Source organism: Gimesia algae, assembly GCF_007746795.1.
Classification (GTDB): Bacteria; Planctomycetota; Planctomycetia; order Planctomycetales; family Planctomycetaceae; genus Gimesia; species Gimesia algae.
The window spans coordinates 6,641,921-6,666,484 of the sequence record NZ_CP036343.1 but is presented as its reverse complement, the minus strand read 5'-3'; the positions used below and the strand labels follow the sequence as shown (position 1 = coordinate 6,666,484).

The 24,564-nt window shown below is 52.6% G+C and carries 16 protein-coding genes; 7 read left to right on the top strand and 9 right to left on the bottom strand.

The annotated features are described in order from the left end of the window. Window positions 1-36: 36 nt before the first annotated feature. From Pan161_RS25030 to Pan161_RS25020, 3 genes are all read left to right on the top strand, one after another. Window positions 37-2,142 (top strand): alpha/beta hydrolase, encoded by a 2,106-nt coding sequence (locus Pan161_RS25030; protein ID WP_145231457.1) that lies wholly within the window; start codon window positions 37-39, stop codon window positions 2,140-2,142. 142 nt (window positions 2,143-2,284) lie between these two features. Continuing rightward, window positions 2,285-4,603, top strand: coding sequence for an alkaline phosphatase D family protein (locus Pan161_RS25025; RefSeq protein WP_145231456.1), 2,319 nt, complete (start codon window positions 2,285-2,287; stop codon window positions 4,601-4,603). A gap of 57 nt (window positions 4,604-4,660) precedes the next feature. Next, complete coding sequence (locus Pan161_RS25020; protein WP_145231455.1) at window positions 4,661-5,992, top strand: Trx7/PDZ domain-containing (seleno)protein; 1,332 nt, start codon at window positions 4,661-4,663, stop codon at window positions 5,990-5,992. A 27-nt stretch (window positions 5,993-6,019) separates the two neighbouring features. Here Pan161_RS25020 and Pan161_RS25015 read toward each other — a convergent pair whose 3' ends face one another. The 5 genes from Pan161_RS25015 to Pan161_RS24995 all read right to left on the bottom strand — a co-directional run bounded on the left by Pan161_RS25015 (window position 6,020) and on the right by Pan161_RS24995 (window position 12,950). Next, window positions 6,020-6,925, bottom strand: a complete 906-nt coding sequence (locus tag Pan161_RS25015) for a metallophosphoesterase family protein (protein ID WP_145231454.1) — start codon at window positions 6,923-6,925, stop codon at window positions 6,020-6,022. A gap of 102 nt (window positions 6,926-7,027) precedes the next feature. Next, window positions 7,028-7,648: a DUF502 domain-containing protein gene (locus tag Pan161_RS25010; protein ID WP_145231453.1), complete on the bottom strand. Its 621-nt coding sequence runs from the start codon at window positions 7,646-7,648 to the stop codon at window positions 7,028-7,030. 37 nt (window positions 7,649-7,685) lie between these two features. Then, window positions 7,686-9,071 (bottom strand): sulfatase-like hydrolase/transferase, encoded by a 1,386-nt coding sequence (locus Pan161_RS25005; RefSeq protein ID WP_145231452.1) that lies wholly within the window; start codon window positions 9,069-9,071, stop codon window positions 7,686-7,688. Between the two features lie 78 nt (window positions 9,072-9,149). Then, window positions 9,150-10,508 carry a DUF1501 domain-containing protein gene (locus tag Pan161_RS25000; RefSeq protein WP_145231451.1) on the bottom strand — a complete coding sequence of 453 codons (1,359 nt, stop codon included), beginning with the start codon at window positions 10,506-10,508 and terminating at the stop codon, window positions 9,150-9,152. Between the two features lie 48 nt (window positions 10,509-10,556). Further along, entirely contained in the window at window positions 10,557-12,950 is a 2,394-nt protein-coding gene (locus tag Pan161_RS24995) for a PSD1 and planctomycete cytochrome C domain-containing protein (protein WP_145231450.1), read from the bottom strand. A gap of 267 nt (window positions 12,951-13,217) precedes the next feature. Between Pan161_RS24995 and Pan161_RS24990 the strand changes: the two genes are divergently transcribed. Together Pan161_RS24990 and Pan161_RS24985 are read left to right on the top strand one after the other, a co-directional pair. After that, window positions 13,218-14,744 carry an FAD-dependent oxidoreductase gene (locus Pan161_RS24990; protein ID WP_145231449.1) on the top strand — a complete coding sequence of 509 codons (1,527 nt, stop codon included), beginning with the start codon at window positions 13,218-13,220 and terminating at the stop codon, window positions 14,742-14,744. A 32-nt stretch (window positions 14,745-14,776) separates the two neighbouring features. Then, window positions 14,777-15,235: a hypothetical protein gene (locus Pan161_RS24985; protein WP_145231448.1), complete on the top strand. Its 459-nt coding sequence runs from the start codon at window positions 14,777-14,779 to the stop codon at window positions 15,233-15,235. A gap of 26 nt (window positions 15,236-15,261) precedes the next feature. On the opposite strand, the gene Pan161_RS24980 is transcribed toward Pan161_RS24985, so the two are convergent. The 4 genes from Pan161_RS24980 to Pan161_RS24965 all read right to left on the bottom strand — a co-directional run bounded on the left by Pan161_RS24980 (window position 15,262) and on the right by Pan161_RS24965 (window position 18,753). Then, the gene (locus Pan161_RS24980; protein WP_145231447.1) at window positions 15,262-15,627 is read right to left on the bottom strand and encodes a hypothetical protein; all 366 of its coding nucleotides are present in this window, start codon (window positions 15,625-15,627) and stop codon (window positions 15,262-15,264) included. A gap of 349 nt (window positions 15,628-15,976) precedes the next feature. Continuing rightward, window positions 15,977-16,495, bottom strand: coding sequence for a GNAT family N-acetyltransferase (locus tag Pan161_RS24975; protein WP_145231446.1), 519 nt, complete (start codon window positions 16,493-16,495; stop codon window positions 15,977-15,979). 692 nt (window positions 16,496-17,187) lie between these two features. Further along, window positions 17,188-17,739 carry a suppressor of fused domain protein gene (locus Pan161_RS24970; RefSeq protein WP_145231445.1) on the bottom strand — a complete coding sequence of 184 codons (552 nt, stop codon included), beginning with the start codon at window positions 17,737-17,739 and terminating at the stop codon, window positions 17,188-17,190. 72 nt (window positions 17,740-17,811) lie between these two features. Beyond that, window positions 17,812-18,753 carry a cysteine hydrolase family protein gene (locus tag Pan161_RS24965; protein ID WP_145231444.1) on the bottom strand — a complete coding sequence of 314 codons (942 nt, stop codon included), beginning with the start codon at window positions 18,751-18,753 and terminating at the stop codon, window positions 17,812-17,814. Window positions 18,754-18,966: 213 nt separating this feature from the next. On the opposite strand from Pan161_RS24965, the gene Pan161_RS24960 reads away from it, so the two are divergent. After that, on the top strand, window positions 18,967-20,238 hold the full coding sequence (locus Pan161_RS24960; RefSeq protein ID WP_145231443.1) for an SGNH/GDSL hydrolase family protein: 1,272 nt from the start codon (window positions 18,967-18,969) through the stop codon (window positions 20,236-20,238). 67 nt (window positions 20,239-20,305) lie between these two features. Then, window positions 20,306-24,553, top strand: coding sequence for a PVC-type heme-binding CxxCH protein (locus tag Pan161_RS24955; protein WP_145231442.1), 4,248 nt, complete (start codon window positions 20,306-20,308; stop codon window positions 24,551-24,553). Window positions 24,554-24,564: the final 11 nt, after the last annotated feature.

The window sequence follows — 24,564 nt, the reverse complement described above, 5'->3', positions numbered from 1 at the left end:
TCTCCTGCCCGCATTCCCGCTCATGAGGTCGCTGCTATGAATCGCCTGCTTTTGTTGACTTTGTTTGGCTTTCTGTCTGTTGTTTCTCCGATTGCTAATGCGGCGGAAGATTTAACTGTGCTTCCCGCTCTGGAAGGTGCAGCAGCCGAATCTGGTCTGGTGTATCAGGCTCTGCAAAAACGGGCGCATGAAGCGTTCGCGAAACGTAAAGAGACCTACGAGAACATCAAAACGCCTGCCGACTGCGAAGCCTATCAGAAGCGGCTGAAAGATTTCTTCCGGACGCAGATCGGCGGGTTTCCGGAACGGACGCCTCTCAACCCTCGCGTGATCGGAAAGCTGAAGGGGGACGGATTTCGGGTTGAGAATGTGATTTACGAAAGCTGGCCCGGGCATCATGTGACGGCGAATTTGTATCTGCCCACCACGCCGCCCCCGTATCCGGGTGTCCTGGTTCCCTGTGGGCACAGTCATAACGGCAAGGCTTCCGCCGCGTATCAGCGGGCCTGTATCCTGCTGGCGAAAAACGGAATGGCGGCGCTGTGCTACGATCCCATTGGTCAGGGAGAACGGTATCAGGTGCTGTCCGAACAGCCGAACGAATTCTTTCAAGGAGGGAGTCGCTATCGACCGCCTCATCCGCGTGTGCAGTACTACTGCACTGCCGAGCATACGCTATTTTCGGTCAGTTCCATTCCATTAGGGAGTAATGCGGCCCGCTATCGGATCTGGGACGGGATGCGGAGTATTGATTACCTGGTGAGCCGTCCGGAGATTGATGCTAAACGAATTGGCTGTACCGGGAATTCCGGGGGAGGAACTCTGACGAGTTACATCATGGCGCTTGATGATCGTGTGCAGGCTGCAGCACCGGTCTGCTATTCCACCATGTATCGTTATCTCATCGATTTTAATGGTCCGCAGGACGGGGAACAGAACATTTTCGGCCAGCTTGCCTATGGAATGGACATCGCCGACTATACGCTGATGCGGGCTCCCAAACCGACACTGATCTGTGCCGGCACACTCGACAGTACATTCAAAATTGACGGGACATGGGAACTGTTCCGCGAAGCCAAACGCTTCTATACACGGATGGGGTATGCGGAGCGGGTGGATATTATCGAGGCCGATGCCCCACATGGATTCACCATCAAACTGCGGGAAGGTTCGGCACGCTGGATGAACCGCTGGCTGTTGAACAAAGAGAATCCGATCTTTGAGGTCGAAGATCAGCCGGTCTTTACGGACGAAGAACTGCAGTGTTCACAATCGGGGCAGATTTTACTCGACGCGGGCGAGCGTTCGCTGTTTGCCGTCAATGATGAATTGAATCAGGGTCTGGCGGAGGAACGTGCCGCACTCTGGAATTCAACAGACTTAAGCGTCGCGCGAGAAAAAGTGCGTGAGGTTTCCGGGATCCTGCCCCTCGATTCACTGCCACGACCTGAGATCGAGGAAGCGGGTAAAATATCGCGGGAGGATTATCAGATTCAGAAACTGATTATCACACCCGATCACGGTGTGCCTTTGCCGGCGCTGCTGTTTCTGCCCGAGACGCGCAAGGGAGCACTCGTATTATATCTGCATGGTGGCGGCAAACATCTGGAAGCGGACGCTGGGGCTGGGATTGAGCGACTGGTGAAGCAAGGGGATGTCGTTCTCGCTGTGGATGTGCGTTGTATTGGTGAAACTTCGCGGCTGAATAATCGACGGATTGGCTGGTCGCATGGCCTGCTGGGGCCGAACTATCATGAGTGTGCGCTCGCGTATCTGCTGGGCGAGTCGATGGTTAAACTGCGAGCAGAAGACGTTCTGGTGGCGGCCCGGTTCCTGTCGGATTATCAGTCAGAGAAAAAATCGCAGCCGGTTGTGTTGACGGCCATTGGTGAAACTTCGGTTTCGGCGTTGCATGCAGCTGCTCTCGAACCGGGACTGTTCTCAAAAGTCAACCTGAGCCAGATGATCGCATCCTGGGGGGACGTCGTGAAAACACCGGAGACGCAGAATCAGTTGATTAACACGGTACACGGTGCACTCAAGGTGTATGACCTGCCGAACCTGATCCAACTGGCGGGGGCGGAGAAAGTCCGGGTCACTCAACCAGCAAGCGTGACTGCAAAGCTGGCATCACAGGAGTAAATCGGAACACTGTCTTAACAACCTTAAGTAGTGTATCTCACGGGGAGACTCGCTGGACAATGCCCGCTGCGCCCTTGATAATGTCTGTTCCGGTATTATTCAATGATTACTGCTGAACCTGCGATCAATGGGAGATTTATAGATGCAATCGCTGACTCGACGGATGGCGCTGAAACTGTTTGCTGCGGGAACGACATTCCTGGGGTTCAAAAAACCGGGAGCACTGCAGGCAGGTAATAAAACAGAGGCCGGTTCTGTCGTAGGACGCTGGAGTAAAACTCACGACCGGGTCTGGCTGGGAGAAGAATTCTGGGCGAATCCGATGGAAGACTGGCGAATTAAAGAGGGTGCCGCCGAATGCCTGTCGACCGGAGGCAGCCGCAACATTCAGCTGGTGACGCATCAACTGACGAATACGGATGCGCCGTTCAGAATGTCCGTGCATGTGAGTCAGATGGAAGTCAAGCAGCAGGATGGTGGTGTTGGCTTTCGCGTTGGCGTGAAAAGCGACATTAACGAATACCGCAGCAACTGCTTTGCCAAAAGTGGTATCAAAGCCGGTGTGGTGAATGGCGAAATGGTGCTGGGCAACAAACAGCAGAAACTGACGCGCCCGGCGGATATGAAAAACTGTGTGCTGACCTTGATCGGGAAGCCGGACGGGGAGAAGTATTCGCTGACGTTAATCGTCTCCAGCCCCGAATCAGATAAGCCGCTGGGAACACTGACCCAGACGTTTCCACCCCAGGCACTGCTGGGTAATGTGGCGGTCGTCAGTAATTTCGATCCCCGCTTCAAACGGATGATTGGTGCCCGCTATCGCTTCAGCGACTGGTCGGTGACTGGCGCTGCATTTACTGTTTCACCCGAACACAAATTTGGTCCCATCTTATGGTCGCAGTATTCGCTCAGTGATTCGCGCAGCGACGATGGTTTTGTGATGAAGATCACTGCTCTGACAGGCCCCCTGGGTGAGCAGGACAACAAAGACGTGGAACTGTTCATCAAACAGGGTGACAAGTGGAAATCTCTGGGGACTGCAGCTCTGGATACGGATGCATGGACGGCAACCTTCCGTGTACCCAACTGGAATGAGAAAGCAGCAACGCCGTTCAAACTCGTTTATCAGGAAAAACTGACAGATGGATCGGAACTGGCCGCCGAGCGGACTGGTATCATCCGGGCGAATCCGGAAGGGCGTCCACTGAAACTGGGGGCGCTGACCTGTCAGAAAGATTACGGCTTCCCATATGAGCCGGTAGCGAATAATCTGCTGAAAGTCGATCCGGACCTGCTCTATTTCTCGGGCGATCAGCTGTATGAAGACCATGGCGGTTTCGGCCTGATTCGCGACCCCGCGGAACCGGCGATTCTGAATTACCTGCGAAAATTCTATATGCATGGCTGGGCCTTTGGTGAAGCGATGCGGGACCGTCCCACCATCTGTCTTCCTGATGACCATGACGTGTTCCAGGGTAACATCTGGGGTGAAGGTGGGATGAAAATGAAGGAAGGCACGACGTCTTCCACTGGCGGGTATCGAGAACCGGCGCGGATGGTGAATGTGGTTCACAAAACGTGTACTGCTCACCACCCTGATTATGCGGACCCCACTCCCTGTAAGCAGAATATCAGCGTGTACTACGGCGATATGATTTATGGCGGTGTGGGCTTCGCCATCATCGCGGACCGACAGTTCAAGAGCGGTCCTGAACGTGTGGAAACGGGGAGTGGCCGGGCAGATCATGTGATGGATCCCAACTTTGATACGTCAGTTCTTGATAAACCCGGACTGGTTCTGCTGGGTGAGCGGCAGGAAAAATTTCTGGAACGCTGGGGTGAAGACTGGCGGGCGCACAACATTAAGGTGCTGTTCAGCCAGACTGTATTTGCCGGCGTCGCCACACATCATGGCGGTTATGATGGTTATCTGAAAGCCGACCTGGACTGTGGCAGCTGGCCTCAGACGGCTCGGAATCGCACAGTCAAGATCATTCGTAAAGGTATGCCGTTACACATCAACGGCGATCAGCATTTGACATCGCTTTCACAATATGGATCCGACGAACAGCGGGACAGCTGCTGGTCATTCTGTACGCCGGCGATCTCAGCTGGTTATCCTCGCTGGTGGCGTCCTGATGAACTGGGTATGCCTCATAAGAACCGCCCGCAGCATGGGCTGGCAAATACAGGGGAATTTATCGATGGTTTCGGCAATAAAGTATATGTCTACGCTGTGGGCAATCCGGAACCTGCTTCTGAAAAGAACCGCTACGATCTGGCGCATCAAAAGGGGAGCGGCTTTGGTCTGGTAATGATTGACCCCGAGAAAAAGACTTATACCCTGAACTGCTACCGTTTTCTGGTGGATGCAACGGATGGGAAAGCTGCTAATCAGTTTCCCGGATGGCCCGTGACCATTCACCAGAAAGAAAATGGTGGCGACAATATCATTCATTAAACTGCTTCTACGTGATTGACTTCTCTTTTTAACCGGCCGGTGTCAGGAGACGGAGCGATGTGGAAATGTTTTCTGGTCACAGCTGCGCTATTGGTTCAGTTCACAACGGTTTCTTTTGCGCAGACGCGTGAAGAAAAAGTAAAACAGGACCGTGCGCATGTGGAGTCAACCGGTTACTGGATCTACAACGATCTGGAACAGGGCTTCCAGGCGGCAAAAGAGTCGAATAAACCTCTGTTGGTTGTGCTGCGGTGTATTCCCTGTGAGGAATGCGTGAAGCTGGATGAACAGCTGATGGAACAGGATCAGAACCTGAAACCTTTGATGGATCAGTTTGTGCGCGTGCGACTGATTTCCACCAACGGGCTGGACCTGTCGCTGTTTCAATACGACTACGATCAGTCGTTTGCCGTCTTCATGCTGAACCCTGATCGTACGATTTACGGGCGGTTCGGAACCCGTTCACATCGGACGATGTGGTCGGAAGATGTTTCGATTGCCGGTCTGCGAAAGGCCATCGAAGGGGCGCTGGAACTGCATAAGAGCTATGAGACCACAAAGGATTCGCTGGCCGGGAAGCAGGGGACAAAGCCACTGGTAGCCTCACCCGAAAAGTTTCCGTTACTGGCGGGCAAATATAAATCGCGCATCAACGAGAAACAAAATATTGTGAAAAGCTGTATTCACTGTCATCAGATTGGCGATGCCCAGCGCGATTATTATCTGCGTGATCAGAAACCGCTGCCCGACCAGATCCTGTTTTCGTACCCGCATCCCAAGATTCTGGGACTCATTCTTGACCCGCAAGAGAAAGCGAGGGTGCAGGAGGTTACTGCAGACTCCATCGCCGCGCAGGCCGGTTTTAAACCGGGGGATCAGATCATTTCGATGCAAGGGCAGCCTTTACTTTCGATTGCCGACGTGCAGTGGGTATTGCAGCATGCGAAAGAGACAGATCAACTGGCGGCTCGTGTCAATCGTGGCGGACAGGAACTTGATTTGACGATGGTTCTACCTAAGGGCTGGAGACGCAAGGATGATCTTTCCTGGCGCGTGAGCAGCTGGCCTTTACGGCGGATGGTACTGGGTGGAGCCGTACTGGAGGAAGCGACGCGCGAGGAGCGCAAACAGATCGGGCTGACGATGGCGTCCCCGGATATGACGCTACGTATCAAGCATCTGGGGCAGTACGGGGCCCATGCAGCAGCAAAAAAGGCTGGTTTCCAGAAAGGGGATCTGATTCTTTCCTACAACGGCAGAAAAGATCTGAAGCGGGAGACCGACCTGCTGGCGTATGGCGTGAACGAATTCAAGCCCGGCGAATCAGTTCCGGTCACGGTCCTGCGGGACGGGAAACAGTTAAGCATGCATCTGCCTCGCCAGGAATAAGTTCTATCGTTCACTTGTCTGGCAGATTCAGCGCCAGGCGAGTGTTTTTGTCTGGCGATTCCAGGCGTGATCTTTGATATTCGTGCGTGTGGTTAACGTGACTCCGGTGGGTGTGAGCTTCGCGACGGTCCAGCCTGTGGTGGAATGATCGGGGTTGGCCACATAGGAAGTGGCTGGCATGTTGAGAATGTGGATCCCTTTATGCTCAGCATTTCCGCGATCATGAATGTGCCCGTGGATATAGGCTTTGACCTGCGACCGCGCAACCAGTAGTTCCCAGAGTTCTTCTGAATCGGTCAGTCCGCCCGGGAAATGCAGAGGATCACCGCCCAGTCGCGGATTGTGATGGGTGACAATGATGGCCGGTTTGTCAGCGTGTGCATCGAGTGCGTTGGCCAGCCAGGTACGCTGTTCTTTACCGAGTGTCCCCTGAGTGACCATGGTTTTATGCAGCGAATCGAGCAGAAAGAAGTTGGCATGTTTAGTCTGCACGACGGAGATATGTCGTGACTTCACGGGAGGGGCGGACGGACGCTGTGCCTGCATGACTTCATAAAAAACATCGCGGTCATCGTGATTGCCCAGTGTGAGGTGTGTATCAATTTTGGCTTCCTGCAACGGCTGAATTAGTTTGGCGAAATGTTGATAGTCGCCGGGTTGACCGTCGCGGAGTGCAAGATCGCCGTTTATCAGGACGCAGGCCGGTTTTTGAGGTAATTCCACCAGTTCAGTGACGATCTCCCGGAGATGCGTGGGGATGGAAGATTTTGGCGGATGCTTTTCGCCGATGTGTGTATCGTTTAAGAGATAGACGATGTCAGACTGCGGCGTGTTCTGTTCTTCTGCCAGCAGGCCGGTAGAACAGGTGACAAAGCCGGCACCCAGCGTGAAAAGGAACTGACGGCGATTTTGTGCGGGCAGATGAACGGGCATGGCAGTAGTTCCCTGTGTTGGATCGTTTCGGGTAGGATTAATGGGGCAATGTCTCAGTATTATCGTAAACGACACGACAACTGCACGAAACCGAAATATGCTTTATTTTTGTTTAAGAATCGGTGAGGGTTCGAGCAGATACAGTGATTCACGGCCCATGCGTTCACAGATTCCCAGTGCTTCGGAAAAGGGAATATCCAATCGTTCTACGCGATCGGGGTCCATGAAAACGACCCAGCCGGACCAGGGATCGGGGGAACCGGGCAGGTAGACGGAGACGAGTTTATCGTGAGTGCGTTCGGCTTCAAATGCGATGCGGGTCATATCATCGAGGCGAACGAGGACGGGCAGCATCTCAGGTTTATTGTGATGGCCGCCGATACTACCTTTCAGCTGTTCACGGTAGATAGCGTAGCGGGGGAAGAGCAGGATCAGGTTCTTCTCGATCAGTCGGGACAGACTTCTCCCAATCGACCAGCGGGCGACCAGACCAGCAGCAAAACACATCAACAGCACGATACCCAGCGCGATGCCAATCAGCATGGCGATGCCTGCCGGGGTTTTGACGGGAATGTAATCGGAGAGGAACGTGGCGATGGAGAGCACGATCGGCACGATCTGTCCGACGAGTGCACCGATCACAATTAATGGTAATAGAAAAATCAGTCCCCCGATCGCGGTGGTTTTCAGGAAGCCGAAACTTTTTTTAACGTGTTGTGACATGCAGAATTGTCTTTGCTATAAAATATGAATTGTGATTTTATCGATCGGTTGCTTCAACCTGGGGCGTTAGTGTTTTCACAAGTGCATCGCGACGTTTCTGGAGTTCTGCCAGCTTAGTTGCTTGAGACCGAATCTTGTTGCGTTTCTCATGCGGATCGGTTTTGAGATCGAACAGAAACTCTTCGCCGGTTGCATCCTCAATGTATTTCCAGTCACCTTGCCTTAATGCAGACCAGCGACCCCGTTTCAGTTCAGCATGGGGCCCAAGTTGCCAGTACAGTTCTCTGGTGCCAACAGGCGTCTGACTGGTCAAGAGACCGGAGATATCTTTTCCGTCCAGGGTCAGTCCGTCTGTTTTTACATTGGCTAGCTGACAGATGGTCGGGAACAGGTCCAATGCCCAGGTGACTTCATTTGTTTCCGTAGCCGCTTTGATTTTTCCTGGCCAGCGGATAATACAGGGGACACGAATACCGCCTTCAAACAGTGTGGCTTTGGCGCCCCGGAAGGGTTGATTATTGCCGCCATAGACGTAGTCACCGCCGTGATCGGTCATAAAAATGACCAGCGTATTCTGATCCAGCCCGTTATTCTTCAGTGAGGACATCACGCGTCCGATGCCGTCATCCAGCGCAACTGTCATGGCGGCGAACTCGCGCCGGACTTTGTCTTTGATATTTCCCACCCGTTTTAAATCGGAGCCGCGCGCCTGCATGATATTAACAGGGTTCTGATCGCCGGGAGACCAGCCTTTGCCGAAATGGGGCGCGTTGTAGGACAGGAACAGAAAGAATGGTTTGTCAGTTGTCTGCTGGTCTTTCAGGAAGTGTTCGGCTTCTTCGGTAATGAGGTCGGTGGCGTAACCATTCTCGGAGACATGTCTCTGGTTGTGATACCAGTCGGGGATATTGCCATAGGTCATTGTGAAGTAATCAATGCAGCCTCCGGTATGTCCGCGAAACAAGTCGAAGCCATGGGAAGTGGGGAGGAAGGATTCCTTGCCATGCCCCAGATGCCACTTGCCGAGCAGGGCGGTCTGATAACCGTTCTGCCGCAGCACATCGGCAATGGTCGTTTCGCCGGGTTGAATGCCGCGCTTCTGATCGATCTCGCTCATAAACATCAATGCCCCCAGAAGCTGATCCTGCGAGCGTGCCGGATTGCGGCCTGTGAGGATTCCGAAGCGGGAGGGTGTGCAGATTGCTGAGGCGGAATAGTACTGGCGAAACAGCAGTCCCTCTTTAGCCAGTTGATCGATATTGGGGGTCGGAATTTCACTGCCATAACAGCCGACATCGTTGATGCCCTGATCATCGGTAAAAATAATCAGAATGTTGGGTCGTTCCGCTGCCTGCAGATGAGAGCAGAAGACGAGCAGATACAGAATCATCATCAGGATTGAGCGACGGGGTATATGCAACATCGGATTCCTGCCAGAGTGAGTTGAAACAATCAGACTGCGATAGTCGGTTCACTCACTATTGTGCATGAAAAGCGTCTGTCAGGCAATGATGTCATGCACGACGTTGCCGCCTTCGGTACCCGTCAGTCGGAATTCGCGGTTCCCCTGGTGGAAAGTCAGTCGGTCATGCTGCAGCCCCAGTTGATGCAGGATGGTAGCGTGCAGATCGCGGAAATGGACCTTGCCTTCAATAGCCCGGGCTCCGGTGGGATCGGTTTTGCCGTAAGCCAGTCCGCTTTTGATGCCTCCGCCAGCCATCCAGAAAGTGAAGCCACGGGCATTGTGGCCGGTCTCATTTTTTTTCGTTTCGGGAACAAGACCGGGGCGACCGAATTCACCTCCCCAGACAACCAGTGTTTCCTCGAGCAGGCCCCGTTGTTCGAGGTCTTCGAGCAAAGCAGCGATCGGGGCATCCGTTGATTCACAGTTTGCGGTCAGGTCGGCACGATGGTTTTTGTGTTGATCCCAGCTGCCATGATTGACTTCAATGAAACGTACGCCCGCTTCCGCAAAGCGACGCGCCAGCAGACACTGGCGACCGAAGTCGGAGTCTCTGCAGGTGCCGACTGTTTTGCCTTGCCCGACGCGATATCGTTCGAGAGTCGATTTTGTTTCCTGATTCAGATCGAGCAGTTCGGGAGCGGCCATCTGCATGCGGAACCCGAGTTCCATCGACTGAATGACCGCATCGAGGCGGGCATCTTCGGGCCGCAGGGTGGCGTGTTCGCGGTTCATCGCCTGTACAAAGTCGAGCTGACGGCGTTTGGTGGCTGCAGGCAGGTGATTGCTTTGAATGTTGCCGATGGTAGCGGTTGACATGTTGGTCGTGTTGAGGCCGATCGGGGTGCCTTCGTAAACGGGAGGCAGAAATGCGCTGGAGTAGACGGATGGCTTTTTAGGATACAGGCTGATGAATCCGGGAACATTCTGGTTTTCGGTTCCGAGCCCATACAGGATCCAGGAGCCCAGGCTGGGACGGGGCCGCAAGCGGTCGCCGGTGTGCAGTTGTAGAAACGATTGCGCGTGGTTGGTGATGTCGGCGTGCATACCATTCAGGACACAGAGTTTGTCGGCGTGTTTTGCCGTTTCGGGGAGCAGTTCTGATATCCAGAGTCCACTTTCGCCGTGCTGTGCGAAATTGAATACCGAGCCGGGATGCTTTTTCTTGCCGGTCTGCGGTTTATAATCGAAAGTATCCAGCTGGGCAGGGCCGCCACTCATACAGAGGAAAATAACTCGTTTGGCGCGGGCAGGTAGCTGCGGTGTGCGGGGAGCCAGACTGGCAGTCACTGCTGAATCGCGGGCGGTTGCTGTCTGACCACAAAGCGCAGACAGTGCAAGGTAGCCAAAGCCGCAAGAGGCTGAACGTAACATTTCGCGTCGCGATAATCCGAGCATGAGGTCGTTCCTCTGATTGTGATCGTGTTTGCTTTTTGTGTTCAATTCTTAATCGACGTAGCGAAATTCGCTGGTGGTCAGTAATGCCTGGCAGAGTGTGGACCAGACGGTGAGCCGTCGCTGTTCTGTTTGTGATATTTCTGATTGCAGACTTATGTCGAGATCCTGCAGCAGTGTCAGCGCCCGTTGCAGTTCTGACGATTCGGGCCCGCGGGTCAATGCGCGCTGATAGGCCAGATGAATGCGTTCGGATTCACTCAGTTGTGGATCGGTCAGGATAGCCCGGGCGAAGGCCTGTGACTGTTCAATCAGAAAATCACTGTTGAGCAGAAACAGACTTTGGGTGGGCAGTGTGGTTTCGTTGCGCTGACCGACAGGTTTTGTGGAATCGGGTAGATCGAAGGCAGCCAGTTGAGCTGGTTCGGAATGACGTAACATGCAGAGATAAATACTGCGATGATTTGAAGGCAGATGCAGGTTGCCTGCGGTATTGACGAGTTCATCTACATTGGCGATTGAAGAGCCCAGACCGGGATTCGGATTTAATTGACCGCTGGCTGCGAGGATACTGTCTCTGAGGGATTCAGCATCGAGGCGACGCCGACTGTGTCGACAGAGGAGTTTATTTTCCGGGTCGGCATCAAGCACGTCGGCTTCGCAGAAACTGCTCTGCTGATAGGTGCGGCTGAGGACGATGCTGCGAATCAGCTGTTTGATCGACCAGTCTTCACTGCGGAAGCGGGTGGCCAGATGATCGAGCAGTTCGGGATGCGTGGGGCGTTCGCCGTAGACTCCGAAATCATCGGGAGTGCGGACGAGGGCCTGGCCGAACAGATGCAGCCAGATGCGATTGACCATCACGCGGGAGGTCTGCGGATGTTCCTCAGAGGTGAGCCATTCGGCCAACTGCAGACGACCACTTTGTGAGGCTTTGATTTGCGGCGATGTTGCCATGTTGCAGGCAGTGAGGAAACCGCGGGGCACGCTGGGTCCGAGTTTTTTGGATTCCCCTTTGATATTGATTTTACAGTCAGCCGGTTTTTTCTTTTCGCGCACGCCCATCGCCAGCGGTGTCCCCGCAGGATAAACATATTTTGGTTTCTTTTTTCTGGATTGAACACGTTTGTTTAAAACCGGTTTGGCACCACTGTCCGGCGGCGCAACATAATGATGTCTGGTTTTCAGAACATGCAGAGGTGTTTCAGGTGCGGTTAAGGGTTGATGACCGGCGGCGCCCCACATGGTTTCGGTACTCAGGAAGATGCCCGCCATAGCGTAGTAGTCGCTGGTGGGAATGGGATCGTGCTTGTGATCATGACAGCGGGCACAGGCGACGCTGAGACCCATGACACCAGTGCTGACGACATCGATCTGGTCGTTGATCACATCCATCGCAAAGTTGACATTCATGGCTTTGGCGGGTTTGGAACCGAGGGCCAGGAATCCGGTAGCGATCAGCAGGCGGTCGCGGTCTGCAGGATTCTCAGCAGGCAGCAGATCTCCGGCGATCTGTTCGGTCAGAAAACGATCATAAGGAAGATCAGCGTTAAACGACTGGATTACATAATCACGATATCGCCAGGCATGAGGGAAGGTCGAGTTGCGGCTGAGGCCGTCATTGCCGTTCGATTCACCATAGCGGGCCACGTCGAGCCAGTGGCGTCCCCAGCGTTCCCCGAAATGCGGTGAGGCAAGCAGCTCATCTACCAGCGATTGCACAGCGGCCTGCTGGCGACGCTGATAGTCTTCCAGAAAAGTTTCGACCTGTCGCATCGTGGGGGGCAGACCCGTCAGGTCGTAATATAAACGTCTTACCAGCTGCATGGGTGCTGCGTCGTATGTAGGTTTCAGGCCAGCGGCTTCAATGCGGGAGAGGACGAACCGGTCGAGCGGATCAACGCCCCAGTGCTGGTTCTGCACATCGGGGAGATCGGGATTTGTGATCGGTTGAAAAGACCAGAGTGCGGGATCGGCGGAAACAGAAATCGAGTTCGGCTTTTTCGCGGTGAGGGGGACATCATTGCGGGGATCGGGCACACCCATTTCCACCCATTTGACGAAGTCGGTGATGACTGCTTTGGGCAGTGGTTCATTGGGAGGCATCTCAAGACCGTCGTAGCGGAGTGCCTGAATCAACAGACTTTCATCCGGGCGTCCTTCGACAAACGCCGGTCCCGATTCGCCTCCTTCACGCATGCCATCGCGGGTATCCATTCGCAGCTTACCACCCAGCTCTTCGGACTTTTCTGAATGGCAGGAGTAGCATTTTTTGACGAGTACGGGGCGGATTTTGTTTTCGAAAAAGGCCCGCTGTTGTGGATTCATCTTCGATGGAACGGTTTTTTTCGCTGATTTACTGGCCGAAAAAACAGGGGAAGCGGCGCAGAAGGTGATCGCCAAAAACCAGCAGGTGGCAGAGATCAGAGTGAAAAGCTTACGCATGGCCGACAGATTCTATGCAGGTAGGAGGAGTCGTACGCGTTCAGGTAAGATAGTAGTGAACAAGGATAGATCATACTTGGTTGATGTGTTTAAGTCAACAACCTTAAGTTTGTTTCGGCTTGCGGAAGAAGTAATCGCCAGACTTTTGTGAGTGGAGCCTGGTAAACTCATAATCACTATGGTTTACCTGATTGATGCGACAAGCGGTTCTGATACGATTGTGACCAAATCGTGATTCGAAATGCGTACAGACAGAGAGCGAACAACGTGTTAACAACATATGATGTAATCATCATTGGCGGGGGTGGCAGTGGACTGGCGGCGGCGGTGCGGACGCTGGAGATGGGGGCAAACGTTCTGGTACTGGAAAAGCAGTCTCAACTGGGGGGCACGACAGGGATGGCCATCGGTTCGTTTACCGCGAACGGAACGAGTCTGCAACGTGATGCGGGTGTGAATGATAACGCGGACGATCATGAAGCAGATGCTGGCAGGTTCGCGGCTGCAGAAGTCGAAGCACACAACAACAGTGAGTTGCGGCGGTTCTTTCTGGGGGAGACTGCAGAGACGCTGGAGTGGCTGCGAGGCATGGGATTGTATTTTCATGGACCCAATCCGGAACCGCCGAACCGGGTGCCTCGCATGCATAATATTGTGCCGAACGCGAAAGCGTATATCGCTGCGTTTCAGGCGAAAATCATTCAACTCAAAGGGACGATTATCTGCAGTGCGCCGGTAGTGGGACTGGTGTCTGATGAAGCACGGATAACGGGTGTCGTCGCGGAAATCGAGGGGACCCGCACGACGATCACCGCGAAGCGGGGGGTGGTGCTGGCGGCCGGTGATTATTCCAGTGCACCGGAGATGATCGGGCGATTCAAAGGAGATCGTTTTAAAACGATTGACGGTGTGAATCCACAGGCGTGCGGTGACGGACATTTGCTGGCAGAGCGGGTCGGGGCGCGGTTGCTGAATATGGAGATCACCTACGGACCGGAACTGCGATTTTTGCCACCGCCGGGAGATCCGTTCGAACAGTTGCTGCCAACCAGTGGCCTGTTCGCGAAGCTGTTGGGACGACTGGTGCCTCTGCTACCGCAGGCAGTGATCAACTGGCGGATCAAACGATTGCTGTTAACGTGGCAGCATCCGGAGAATTCTCTGTTTGATGATGGCGCGATACTGGTTAATGAGGCAGGACAACGTTTCTGTAATGAGACCGATTCACCTGCACGGGAGATCGCGATATCTGAGCAGCCGGGAAAAGTTGCTTATATTTTATTAGACGAACGCATCGCCGCGCATTACAGCCAATGGCCTTACTTTATTTCCACCGCGCCAAAAATTGCTTATGCGTACGTGGACGATTATCTCAAGCTCCGCCCGGATGTGAGTGTGACGGCGGATTCGCTGGAAGCTGTTGCAGAACAGCGCGGGTTGGATGTGACGAATTTGAATGAAGCGGTACAGCAGTTCAATCGTTACGTCAGTGCTGAGCAATCTGATCTGTTTGGTCGAACCGGTGATGAATGTCCGCTGACAGGGAAACGCTGGGTGTTACTGGGACCGGCGAAAGCGTATTTTACAACCACTGAAGGGGGTGTGGCGATTAACGCAGGACTGCAGGCACTGGACGAAAGCGGACAGCCTATTCCCGGTTTATATGCGATTGGGAGTAACGGTATGGGAGGCCAGGTGCTGTGGGGCCACGGTCTGCACATTGCCTGGGCCATCACCAGTGGTCGATTGGTCGGCGAACTGCTGGGGAAAGCATTCGGTCAAAGTGTGCAGTGAGCAAAGTGGGAGCAGCAGGGAGAGAGCAGAAAATGGATAAGTTTTCAGAGTGGCAGGAATGTCAGATCGATCCATCCCAGGGAATGCAAGTTCCTGCGGTGCACGACAACTTTGTGACGGCGCTATCGCTCGATCTGGAGCAGGGGACGCTCATTTTAAAGACACGGTATGAGGAAATCCATCAGCGGGAAGAACAGACTGATCTGCGATTTTCCGGGGTGCTCACGCATCATTTTAATGACATTATGGCTCCCAGTATTCTGTTTGATGTGGAATACAATACTTTCCGGACGCTGCTGAATGAGTGGGAGTGGCTGTTTCTCAAACGAAAAAATCACGGGTGGCCTCTCTGTTCCTGTGAAACACTTCCGGAACTGGAAAACCTTCTGGAAGAACGGGGTCTCCAGGCCTACCGGGTGAGAGGTAGCCGTCACCTGGATGGGTTTGTGATCGCAGAAAAAGTGGAGTATCGGTTGCGGACGATCGATTGATCAGCGGAGCGTCTAATAGTGCCTGTTTACTCGTGATGAATCTGCGGTGTTAAATCTCTGGGGACGATCGGTACCGCTTTTGGCCGCTTTTCTGTCGTCTCGGGCAGAGTCTTTCTTGTTTCAATTGAATTGCTTAATTCCATGACTCTTGCTTTGGTCTCAGGATTTTTTTTCCAGCCTGTTTTTCCTGAAAGCTCCAGTAACTCTCGCATATCTTCAGACATCGGCTGGATATCAATATTCCCGGGCCTCAGGGGGACTCCCTCCGCGTCAACAAATATTTCCTGTTGAGTCAAAAACAGAATCGCGATCAAAAAAGCAAACAAACCAAAGAAGAGAGTGAACGGTACGTACAGAAACGAGCTCAGCAGCAGGAATACTCGCGAGAGCATGATGCACCTTCATTAAGAGAAAATAAATTTAATGTGCCTGCGGAGTTCTTATAGTTAGATCTGTCTTATTTGGTTCGAATGAAAATAAAACAGAGTGAAGATCAGCTATCTCTTTTAGACTGTGTCCAGTTTTACTGTCGCGTCTTCAGGGCCATTTGGACCGGGTATACTAGATTGAGAGACGCTGTGGTTAAATGTGATGCGATCTAGCTTAGGATTTGACATAATGAGTTGCTTATGTTCATATTAGTATAGAATTCCTGAATATATAAACAACTATTAGTATGTTTTATTTTGTCATTATTAAGAAAAATCGCTGTGGCAGAAAATCAGCTGATTTTCTTGTAGTTTATATAGTGCTTTCTTTGTTTTGGATCCGATAGAGCCAGCTTTCAAAACCAGTTTCATCAGTGTGGCAGCCATCACGATGAGCGCCAATTTTTTCCACGGCTCGCTGAGAGCGGATGTTGTCAGGGCCGATAAGGAAGATGATCGAATCGACGTAGCGGAAAGCATGCTGCAGCATGAGCTGTTTCATTTCTCCGTTATAGCGGCCGCCCCAGTGGGAGCGGGCCAGGAAGCTCCAGCCGATCTCAATTTCAGACGCGTCAGGGTCGTAACCGTTAAAACGCGAGGAACCGATGATGGTTCCCGTACTGTTGTCAATCGCAACTAATGCCCCCTCGGACTCCAGGGATTCCAGAAACAGCTTTTGAAAAACCGGTTCCTGATAACGTGTGCGGGCGGGGTGTTGCTCCCAGAGGAGCGGGTCTGAGGCGACGGCATACAGGGCGGAATAGTCAGCGGGCTGGAGGGGACGCAACTGGAGCAGTTCGCCGTTGAGTGTGGGTTGCAGGTCAAATGGCATGGGTCTGGTTTCAACTCAAACTGACTGACTGGTGGGCACTGGTATGAAACCGATAACAATACGAGTTATCAGTAAGAGGAAATAGAGCAGAACAGGTTCGTTTGAGAATCGTTTTTTTTGCTACCACAAATAGCACGAAACGACACGAAAAAAGAAACACGTTGATACAGGTGCCGGATATTCATCTGAGTGGCTGAAACCTGGATTGATTAAAATACACGACTGCGCGAGGTTATCGGGAGTCCGCGTATAGATAATGCAAACGATTGATTGTAATTTGAGGAATGCTTATGTTTTATCCGTTGGAGTTTGTGATTCCAGTGTCTTTGAAGGAATCCTCTTCAAAGGCGTGGTGGTGTCAAGCGGGATTCCAGAAGTTCGGTTGGCGATACTGTAGTGAAAGGTTGCGAAACGAAGGTGATCGAATTGCGAAGGCAGTGTCATTGAGTGGTGAAGTGTGTCGATAACCGGGGATCGGATGAGCAGGAGTATCAAAAAATGGTGCTGAAACAAGGGACTTTGATAGTGAAAATGTCGCAGTGGTTCGTGTGTTATCACTCACCTTAAAGTTGACTCGCGCGCGCGACACAGGTCAGGGAGTTTCGCCAGCGGCGCGTGGCTGTCAAGTTGAATCTGAACAGTAATGAAGCGGGCAGGGGGGGTTGAGGATCGGTGAAGAGAAATGCATGTTTTCAGCCGGAGATGGGGGCTCGTTTTGAATTATACATATCGAAGCCTTCGGAGTGCCAAAACTCTTTCAGGCCGATTTTGTCATACAAATCAATTTCGGAGGCAAAGAGAGGATACATGCCTGTGAGGTGAATCGTGCGATCGGGTAGCTCGAAAGTGGCCTCATCCTGATTCAGAAAAGAGGGGGCGAACACCAGATAGGCGCTCATTTCGCTTTCCTCGGAAATCGGGTCGTCGACCTGAAAAATGTCGCCGTAGGAGAATCGTTTTTCGTTAAAAAAACCTGAGGCAAAATAGCCGGCGGCGAATCCCCAGCTTTTGTCACTGGTATCCAGTGAGACGATCAATTCTGGTTTTCCATGTTTCCAGTCAGGGTGTGAGGCGTTGGACAGACCACAGGTGACGGCAGTAAGAGTTCCTTCTTCCGGCAGATCTTCAAAGTAAAAGATCTTGATTGTGGGGAGATGGTCTTCTGCCTGAACTTCGGCGACTTCGTTTATCTCGCCAAAACGCTCTTCAAGTGCGTCTTGCCACTGTTGTTCAAATTCGTCCATGAGATTGCAAGTCCTGAGTAGTGAGATTAGTAGTTATAACGGGTCTGAACATTGGATGATTCTATTCGAGATTTAACTGTCCGGATTGTTGGAACCAGGGATCACTTTTGTAAGGTCTTTGCCGAGAATTGAAGGGCACCAGTGGCGTTCGATATGTTCGATAATCATTTCCGTACCTCGCGCGTGGCTGACGTAAGGGCGGTCACGGGGATCGTAGAGCGCGTCGGTCAGGTCTCTGCAGAGCACGACATTTTTATCGAGGTATCTCAGCTGTCGAATGCCAAACGGACGGCCGAGAACGCACATGTTGGTGTGCACGCCCATGATCACGATGTTCTTCCGCTGTTCCTGTTCGAGGAAATTAAAGATCTCCTGTCCGTTCGCACTGATGACATCGTAACCGACAATTTTAATCGCCGGGTGTTCGTGCCGGTCGGTATTTTTTTTGTAATCTGCAATCGGATCATCACAGCCTCGCAGAGTGGATTCTGTAGATCGTTTCACCGTATCGTCGACGGGTAGAGGTGACTCTTTCTCCGGATTGAGATAACACCAGCTTTGAATAGGGACAGGTGGTTTTGACGGTCTGGCTTCTTTAATGCGCTGGCGGAAGGGCGTGTCTTCGTAAAGTTGAATTCCGCCACTGGGAGCATGGATGATGGCGACACCCTGATCACGGGCTTTTGAGATCACTTGATTCATGCGGGGCGCCATGCGGTCCACACGCTGTGCTGCCAGTTTGCAGGGATGATCGGCCCACATGTCGCAGATGATAATTGCAGTTTCTGAAGCGTTCCACTCTGTCTGCTCGATTGTTGGAGAAGCATCTATTTCCTTGCCACGTTTACGGAGGTTTACAGAGAGCTTTCCGGGAACGGGGGGGAGGGAGCGGGAAGACTGTCCGGTTTCTTCGGCCAGTAGAGTTTCGATTTGAGGGAGCAGCGCCCCCGCGGCGCAACTCTGCAGTAGTGTTTGCAGGAAATGTCGTCTGGGCTGTGACTGGGTAGTTTGCATGTTGGTTCCTTTTCTCGTAGAAACTTCGAGCTTTCCAGACTGTATTGTGAAGTGACCGGCGCATCAATTCAATGTGAAAGTGCTGTGAAATCGAATGCAGGGCAGGAAACTGTTTTGAGCTGGACTTTCCTTTGCCCCGGCGTAGTCGCATAATAAAGGAACAACGCCTGAACCGTTGTGGAATTCACAGACCAGATATCGGGATTCGATTTTATGTTTTTACGCCTTTGTCCTATACTGTTGATTTTGATCAGTTCGATGGTTCTGCTGACTGCGAACGTTTCAGCCGCGGATTCGCCGCGTCAAACCTCGCCGACTTCGTTGGAATTGAAAGCGGGGGACCGAGTCGTCTTTATCGGGAACACATTTGCCGATCAGTTACGGTTGAACAATTATCTGGAGACGCTGCTGACATCGCAGGCAGCGGTGCCGGGACTGACCTTCCGGAATCTGGCGTGGTCGGGCGATACGCTGAAACTGAGGCCACGTCCGCTCAATTTTGGTTCACTGGATGATCATCTGAAAGCACAACAGGCTGATGTGATTATCGCCTGTTTCGGCATGAATGAGTCGTTCGACGGCGCAGCGGGTCTGGCTGACTATACCGAGGCATGGGAACAGTTTCTGCAGCACTTGACATCGCAGAAATTCAATGGCAAATCGGCCCCGCGGGTGGTCATCATTTCTCCGATCGCTCATGAAAATATGGGATCACCGTTACCAGATCCCTTCGAGCATAATCAAAGTCTGGCTAAATACACTCAGGCAATGCTGGCTATCGCGGAGCGGCATCAGATACCATTCGTGGACCTGTATGCCAGATCAAAACACATGATGCAGGAAAATGTCTCCCAGAAACTGACACGAAACGGGATCCATTTGAATGAATATGGTTACTGGGCATTGAGTCAATTCGTGGCGGAGCAGTTGCTGGGGCGTAAGCTGGAAAGCCCGTCTGTTGTGATCGATGTTTCACAGAAACAGATTCAGGTAACCTATGCAACAGTCACAGATTCGAAGTTTCAACCTGATCAGGTCGAGTTTACCATTCTGGCTGAAACACTGCCGCTGCCTGCTCCGCCGAAAGCTTCGATTCCAGTCAATGAATTACTGGAGAAGCAGCCTCGACTGACAGTCAAAAATCTCCCGGAAGGAAAGTATCGACTACTGGTGAATGGGATTCCAGTGACAGAGGCTCGTCATTCCGACTGGTCTCGAGGGCTGCAGTTACAGGCTCTGCCTTCCCAGGCGAGGGTTGATGATCTGCGAGCGAGCATCGACCGGAAGAATGAACTGTTCTTCTATGTCTATCGGGCGCACAATGCGGAATATGTCTTCGGGCGTCGTACCAAGCCGTTTGGGGCGGTTTCTTTTCCTCCGGAAATGGAGACGTTCGGCAAACTGATTGAAGCCCGTGAAACAACCATCAAAAATCAGGCGCGACCACTGGATGAAACAAAGTGGGGCCTGTTCCGGGTGGATTAACTGGATTTGTGTTTGACGACTGCTTTTCCAATTGAATATTACAACTTCTCAGCTATCAGAGTGAACTATGTATCAAAGACCAATCCTGTCGATTTTTGCTTTTGCGATATCATCGGTGAGTATGCTGCTGTGGAACGAAACTCGCTGCAATGCCGCGGAGCAGGAACAACCTCACGTGGTGTTTGTAGTAGGAACCACACATAATTTGCCTGTTAAAACAATTCCCGCGTTTGCAAAACGGTTGGAACAATATGGTTTCAAAACCACTGTCCTGCTACCAGAGAAAACAGGTGAGAAGGAGAATCAACGGGAAGAGGTCACCGGGCTAAAAGTTTTGAAAGACGCGGATGTCGCCGTGTTTTGCCTGCGATTTCAACGGCTGGCGCCGGGTGAGTTCACACATATTCATGATTATATAGAATCCGGGAAACCGTTGATCGGATTACGTACCAGTGTGCATGCGTTTGATTACCAGAAAGGGCATCCGCTCGACGAATGGAACCAGGGTTTCGGCAAGCGGGTGCTGGGTTCCGAATTCCTGTTTGACCTGTCGGGCGAGACCGTGGTCGAGCATATATTGGCGCATCGCGATCACGAGATTCTGAATGGTGTCGCGGCGAAGTTTCTTGATCCGGGAACTTTATATCAGGCCAGCCCGCCGGCCGATGCGACGCCCTTACTGTTGGGGACCGGCAATTCAAAACGAAAGGGGATCTTCAAGAATCAGTTTGGCACGTATGAGCTGACAGGTGAAATGAGCTTTCCGGTAGCCTGGACCTGGAAAAATGAATGGGGCAGCCGAGTGTTTACGACAACACTGGGGCACGAAAAATCGTTCGGACTTGATGCTTTCAATCGACTGCTGATCAACGCGGTTCATTGGTGTCTGGAAAAACCGGTGGGCACGACACCCGAGCGGATGGCGGTGGCGAATACGGCTCCCAACCTGAAGCGACCGTTTGAACTGACACAGGATCATTCTCCGGAAGCGGAACGGAAAACATTTGAGATGCTGCCCGGATACGAGGTGAATCTGTTCGCGGCAGAACCTATGCTGGTGAATCCGATTCATATGACGTGGGATCCTCAGGGGCGGCTGTGGGTGATCTGTTCGACATCGTATCCGCAGGTTTCTCCAGGTGAGAAGCCCAATGATCAGATCGTGATTCTGGAAGATACCGATGGGGACGGGCGCGCGGACAAATCCACGGTTTTCGCAGAGGGACTGTATGTTCCCACAGGACTGGAACTGGGAGATGGGGGAGTGTATGTTGCGAATGCCCCGGATCTGCTGTTCCTGAAAGACACGAATGGCGATGGAAAAGCCGACCACCGGGAAGTGATTCTGACTGGATTCGCGACGGAGGACAATCACCACTCCATCAGTGCGTGGCGGTGGGGGCCGGGGGGCTGGCTGTATTTCCAGGAAGGGACCTTCATGCATACCCAGGTGGAGACGCCTTATGGAACCGTCCGTCTGGAAAACGGTGGTGTGTTTCAGTTTCAACCACGTACACTCAAACTGAATGTATTTGCCGACTATCGTGCCTCGAATCCGTGGGGGCATATGTTCGATGACTGGGGACAGTCGTTTGTGATTGACAACCCGCGGCTCTATTTCAGTGCGCCTCTCACCGCTAACAGTCGTGCCAAACTGGGTTATGATGCCAGCGGCGAAGGCACGAAACAGTGTGGCGGCGAGTTTGTAGCAAGCGGGCATTTTCCACCGGAAGTCCAGGGAGAAATCTGGACGAATCAGTACAAGTCGCATGTGGTGGCCCGCTATGAAGTATCGGATGATGGTGCCGGCTACACGATCAAAGGTTTAGATCCATTGATTCAGTCGAGCAGTTCCTATTTCCGACCCGTAGATTTGAAGATGGGGCCAGATGGCGCTGCGTATATTCTGGACTGGTACAATCCTTTGATCGGTCATATGCAGCACAGCTTCCGCGACGAACGCCGCGACACCACACATGGCCGGGTCTGGCGAGTGACACATAAATCGCGTCCACTAGTAGAACGTCCCCAACTGGTGGGAGTGCCTCTCGCGAAGGTAGTCTCTCACTTGCGTGATCCGGAAAGCTTTACCCGGCAGCAGGTGAAACGTGTGTTATACGATGCCGACCAGCAGCAGGCGAAGCAGGCTCTGGATGAATGGCTGCTGACACTGGTGCCCCAGGAACCGAATTATGATCATCATCGACTGGAAGCACTCTGGTGTTATCAGACGATTGGCGTTGTGAATGAAGAGCTACTGCGTGAACTTCTGCAGGCGAAAGATGCCCGGGCCCGCGCTGCCGCCATGCGGGTGCTGCGATATTGGTTTCCGGAAATTAAAAATCCACTGGAACTGGTTGAGACCGCGATCCACGATTCGCATCCGCGTGTGCGTCTGGAAGCTGTTTTGACAGCAGGGTATATTCCCGATTCACGTTCGGTCACGATTGCCGTCAAAGCGATCGATGCCCCCATGGATCGCTATCTGGAACACGCGTTGAAACTGACTATCGATGGGCTGCAGTCACAGTGGTTGGAACCACAGCGGCAGGGGAAAGTGATGTTTGAAAAGCCAGCCCACAAAAATTACGCATTGGCGAATCTGCTGTCGAATGAGTCGATCGATGTGATTATCGATCTGTTAAACGCCGGCAGTATTGATGCGGAACTATTACAGGGGCCGGCTCAGACAGTCGCTGAGCGAGCAAATGCGAATCAGCTGGAACCGCTGGTGTTGAGTCTGGTAGAAGTGACGCGCGAATATAAAACGCAGGGAGGCAAAGGGATTTCGCCTGAAGCGTTGAGTATCTTATTGAATGCCCTTGATCGAGCAGCGCGGGAACGGGGTGTGATCCCCAACGGAAATATCAGTTCAATGTTGAGTCGCTCAGCTGTTGTCCCGGGTTTACCGGTTCAGAAATCAGTGGCCCGGTTAATCGGTTCCTGGAAACTGACACGCGAAGGAAAACGTCTGCAGCGTGAGATCAATGCGGCGGAGACGGATTTCGAAGTCAAACAGCTGGCAGCGGAATCACTGGGGATGCTGGGTGATGCGGCTTCGCTGAAGTATCTGAAGTCTCTGGCTGAGTCGAAGAAGCCGATGAATCAACGACTGCTGGGTGTCTATGGTCTGGCGGCCCACGACCAGAAACAGGCAGCGAAACAGCTGCCAGCGATTCTTAAGGAAGATCCCAAAGCAGAAGATCCTGCCTGGATACTGACAGCGTTTACCAGACGTAAAGGGGGTGCGGAGATTCTGGCAGAGGAATTGAAGACAGCATCGTTGAATCCGCAGGTTGCATCGCAGATCAGACAGGCTTTGATTGAAACGGGCGAAACCAGCCAGCCGCTGATTGACGCGTTTGGGGGAGCCGTCATGCAGGATTCACTTGAAGCTCAATTGTTAAAAGAAAATGTATTGGAGCTGGCGACGGCGGTTCGTGGAGAAGGAAATGCAGCGCGAGGCGAGCAGATATTCAGGCGGAGCGAACTGGCGTGCATGAAATGTCACAGTATTTCCAATGCGGGACCGGTACTCGGCCCAGATCTGGCTGCCATCGGTTCAAGTTCCCCGCCGGACTATATCGTGGATTCGTTTCTGCGCCCGTCCAAAGTCATCAAGGAATTTTATGAGAGTATCATGGTCGTGACCGGTGAAGGCCGCGTGTATAACGGAATCATGGTAGTACACGATGATAAGAAAGTCGTGCTCAAAGATGCGGCGCGACAGGGGGAACTGGTGACGATTCCAGCCGACCAGATCGAATTCACAAAGAAGTTGCCGTCCTTGATGCCTCAGGGACTGGCAAGTAAATTGAAAGATCGTCAGGAGTTTCTGGACCTGGTGAAATTTGTGACAGAGTTGGGGCGCCCGGGGCCTTATGCGACGAGTGTGTCGCAGGTCGTGCGGCGCTGGCGTCTGCGAGGTACAGATGCGCCTTTGACTGCAGAGCAGATGCAGGAATTCAACACAGTGGCGGATGCGGGAGTCGCCGCTTACAGCATGGTTAACGGTACGTTACCGGCTGCCGATTTGAATCTGAAAAAACCGCTGACACAGGCGATTGCTTTTGTAGATGTCAATCAGGCTGGCAACGTGCAGCTGAAACTGAATTCGGTGAAAGGGCTCAAAGTCTGGCAGAATGGAACGCCACTTCCTGTTGAAGAATCGACGCTGCTGAACTTGCCGAGTGGTCGCAATCAATTGACGTTTGAAGTAGATCGCAGTTTACGCGGTGACCTGGGGTTACGAGTGGAATTCCAGAAAGCCAGTCAGTCCCCCGAGGGCCGCTTCAAAGTGGTAGGCGGGCCCTGAGGGTTGTCTGA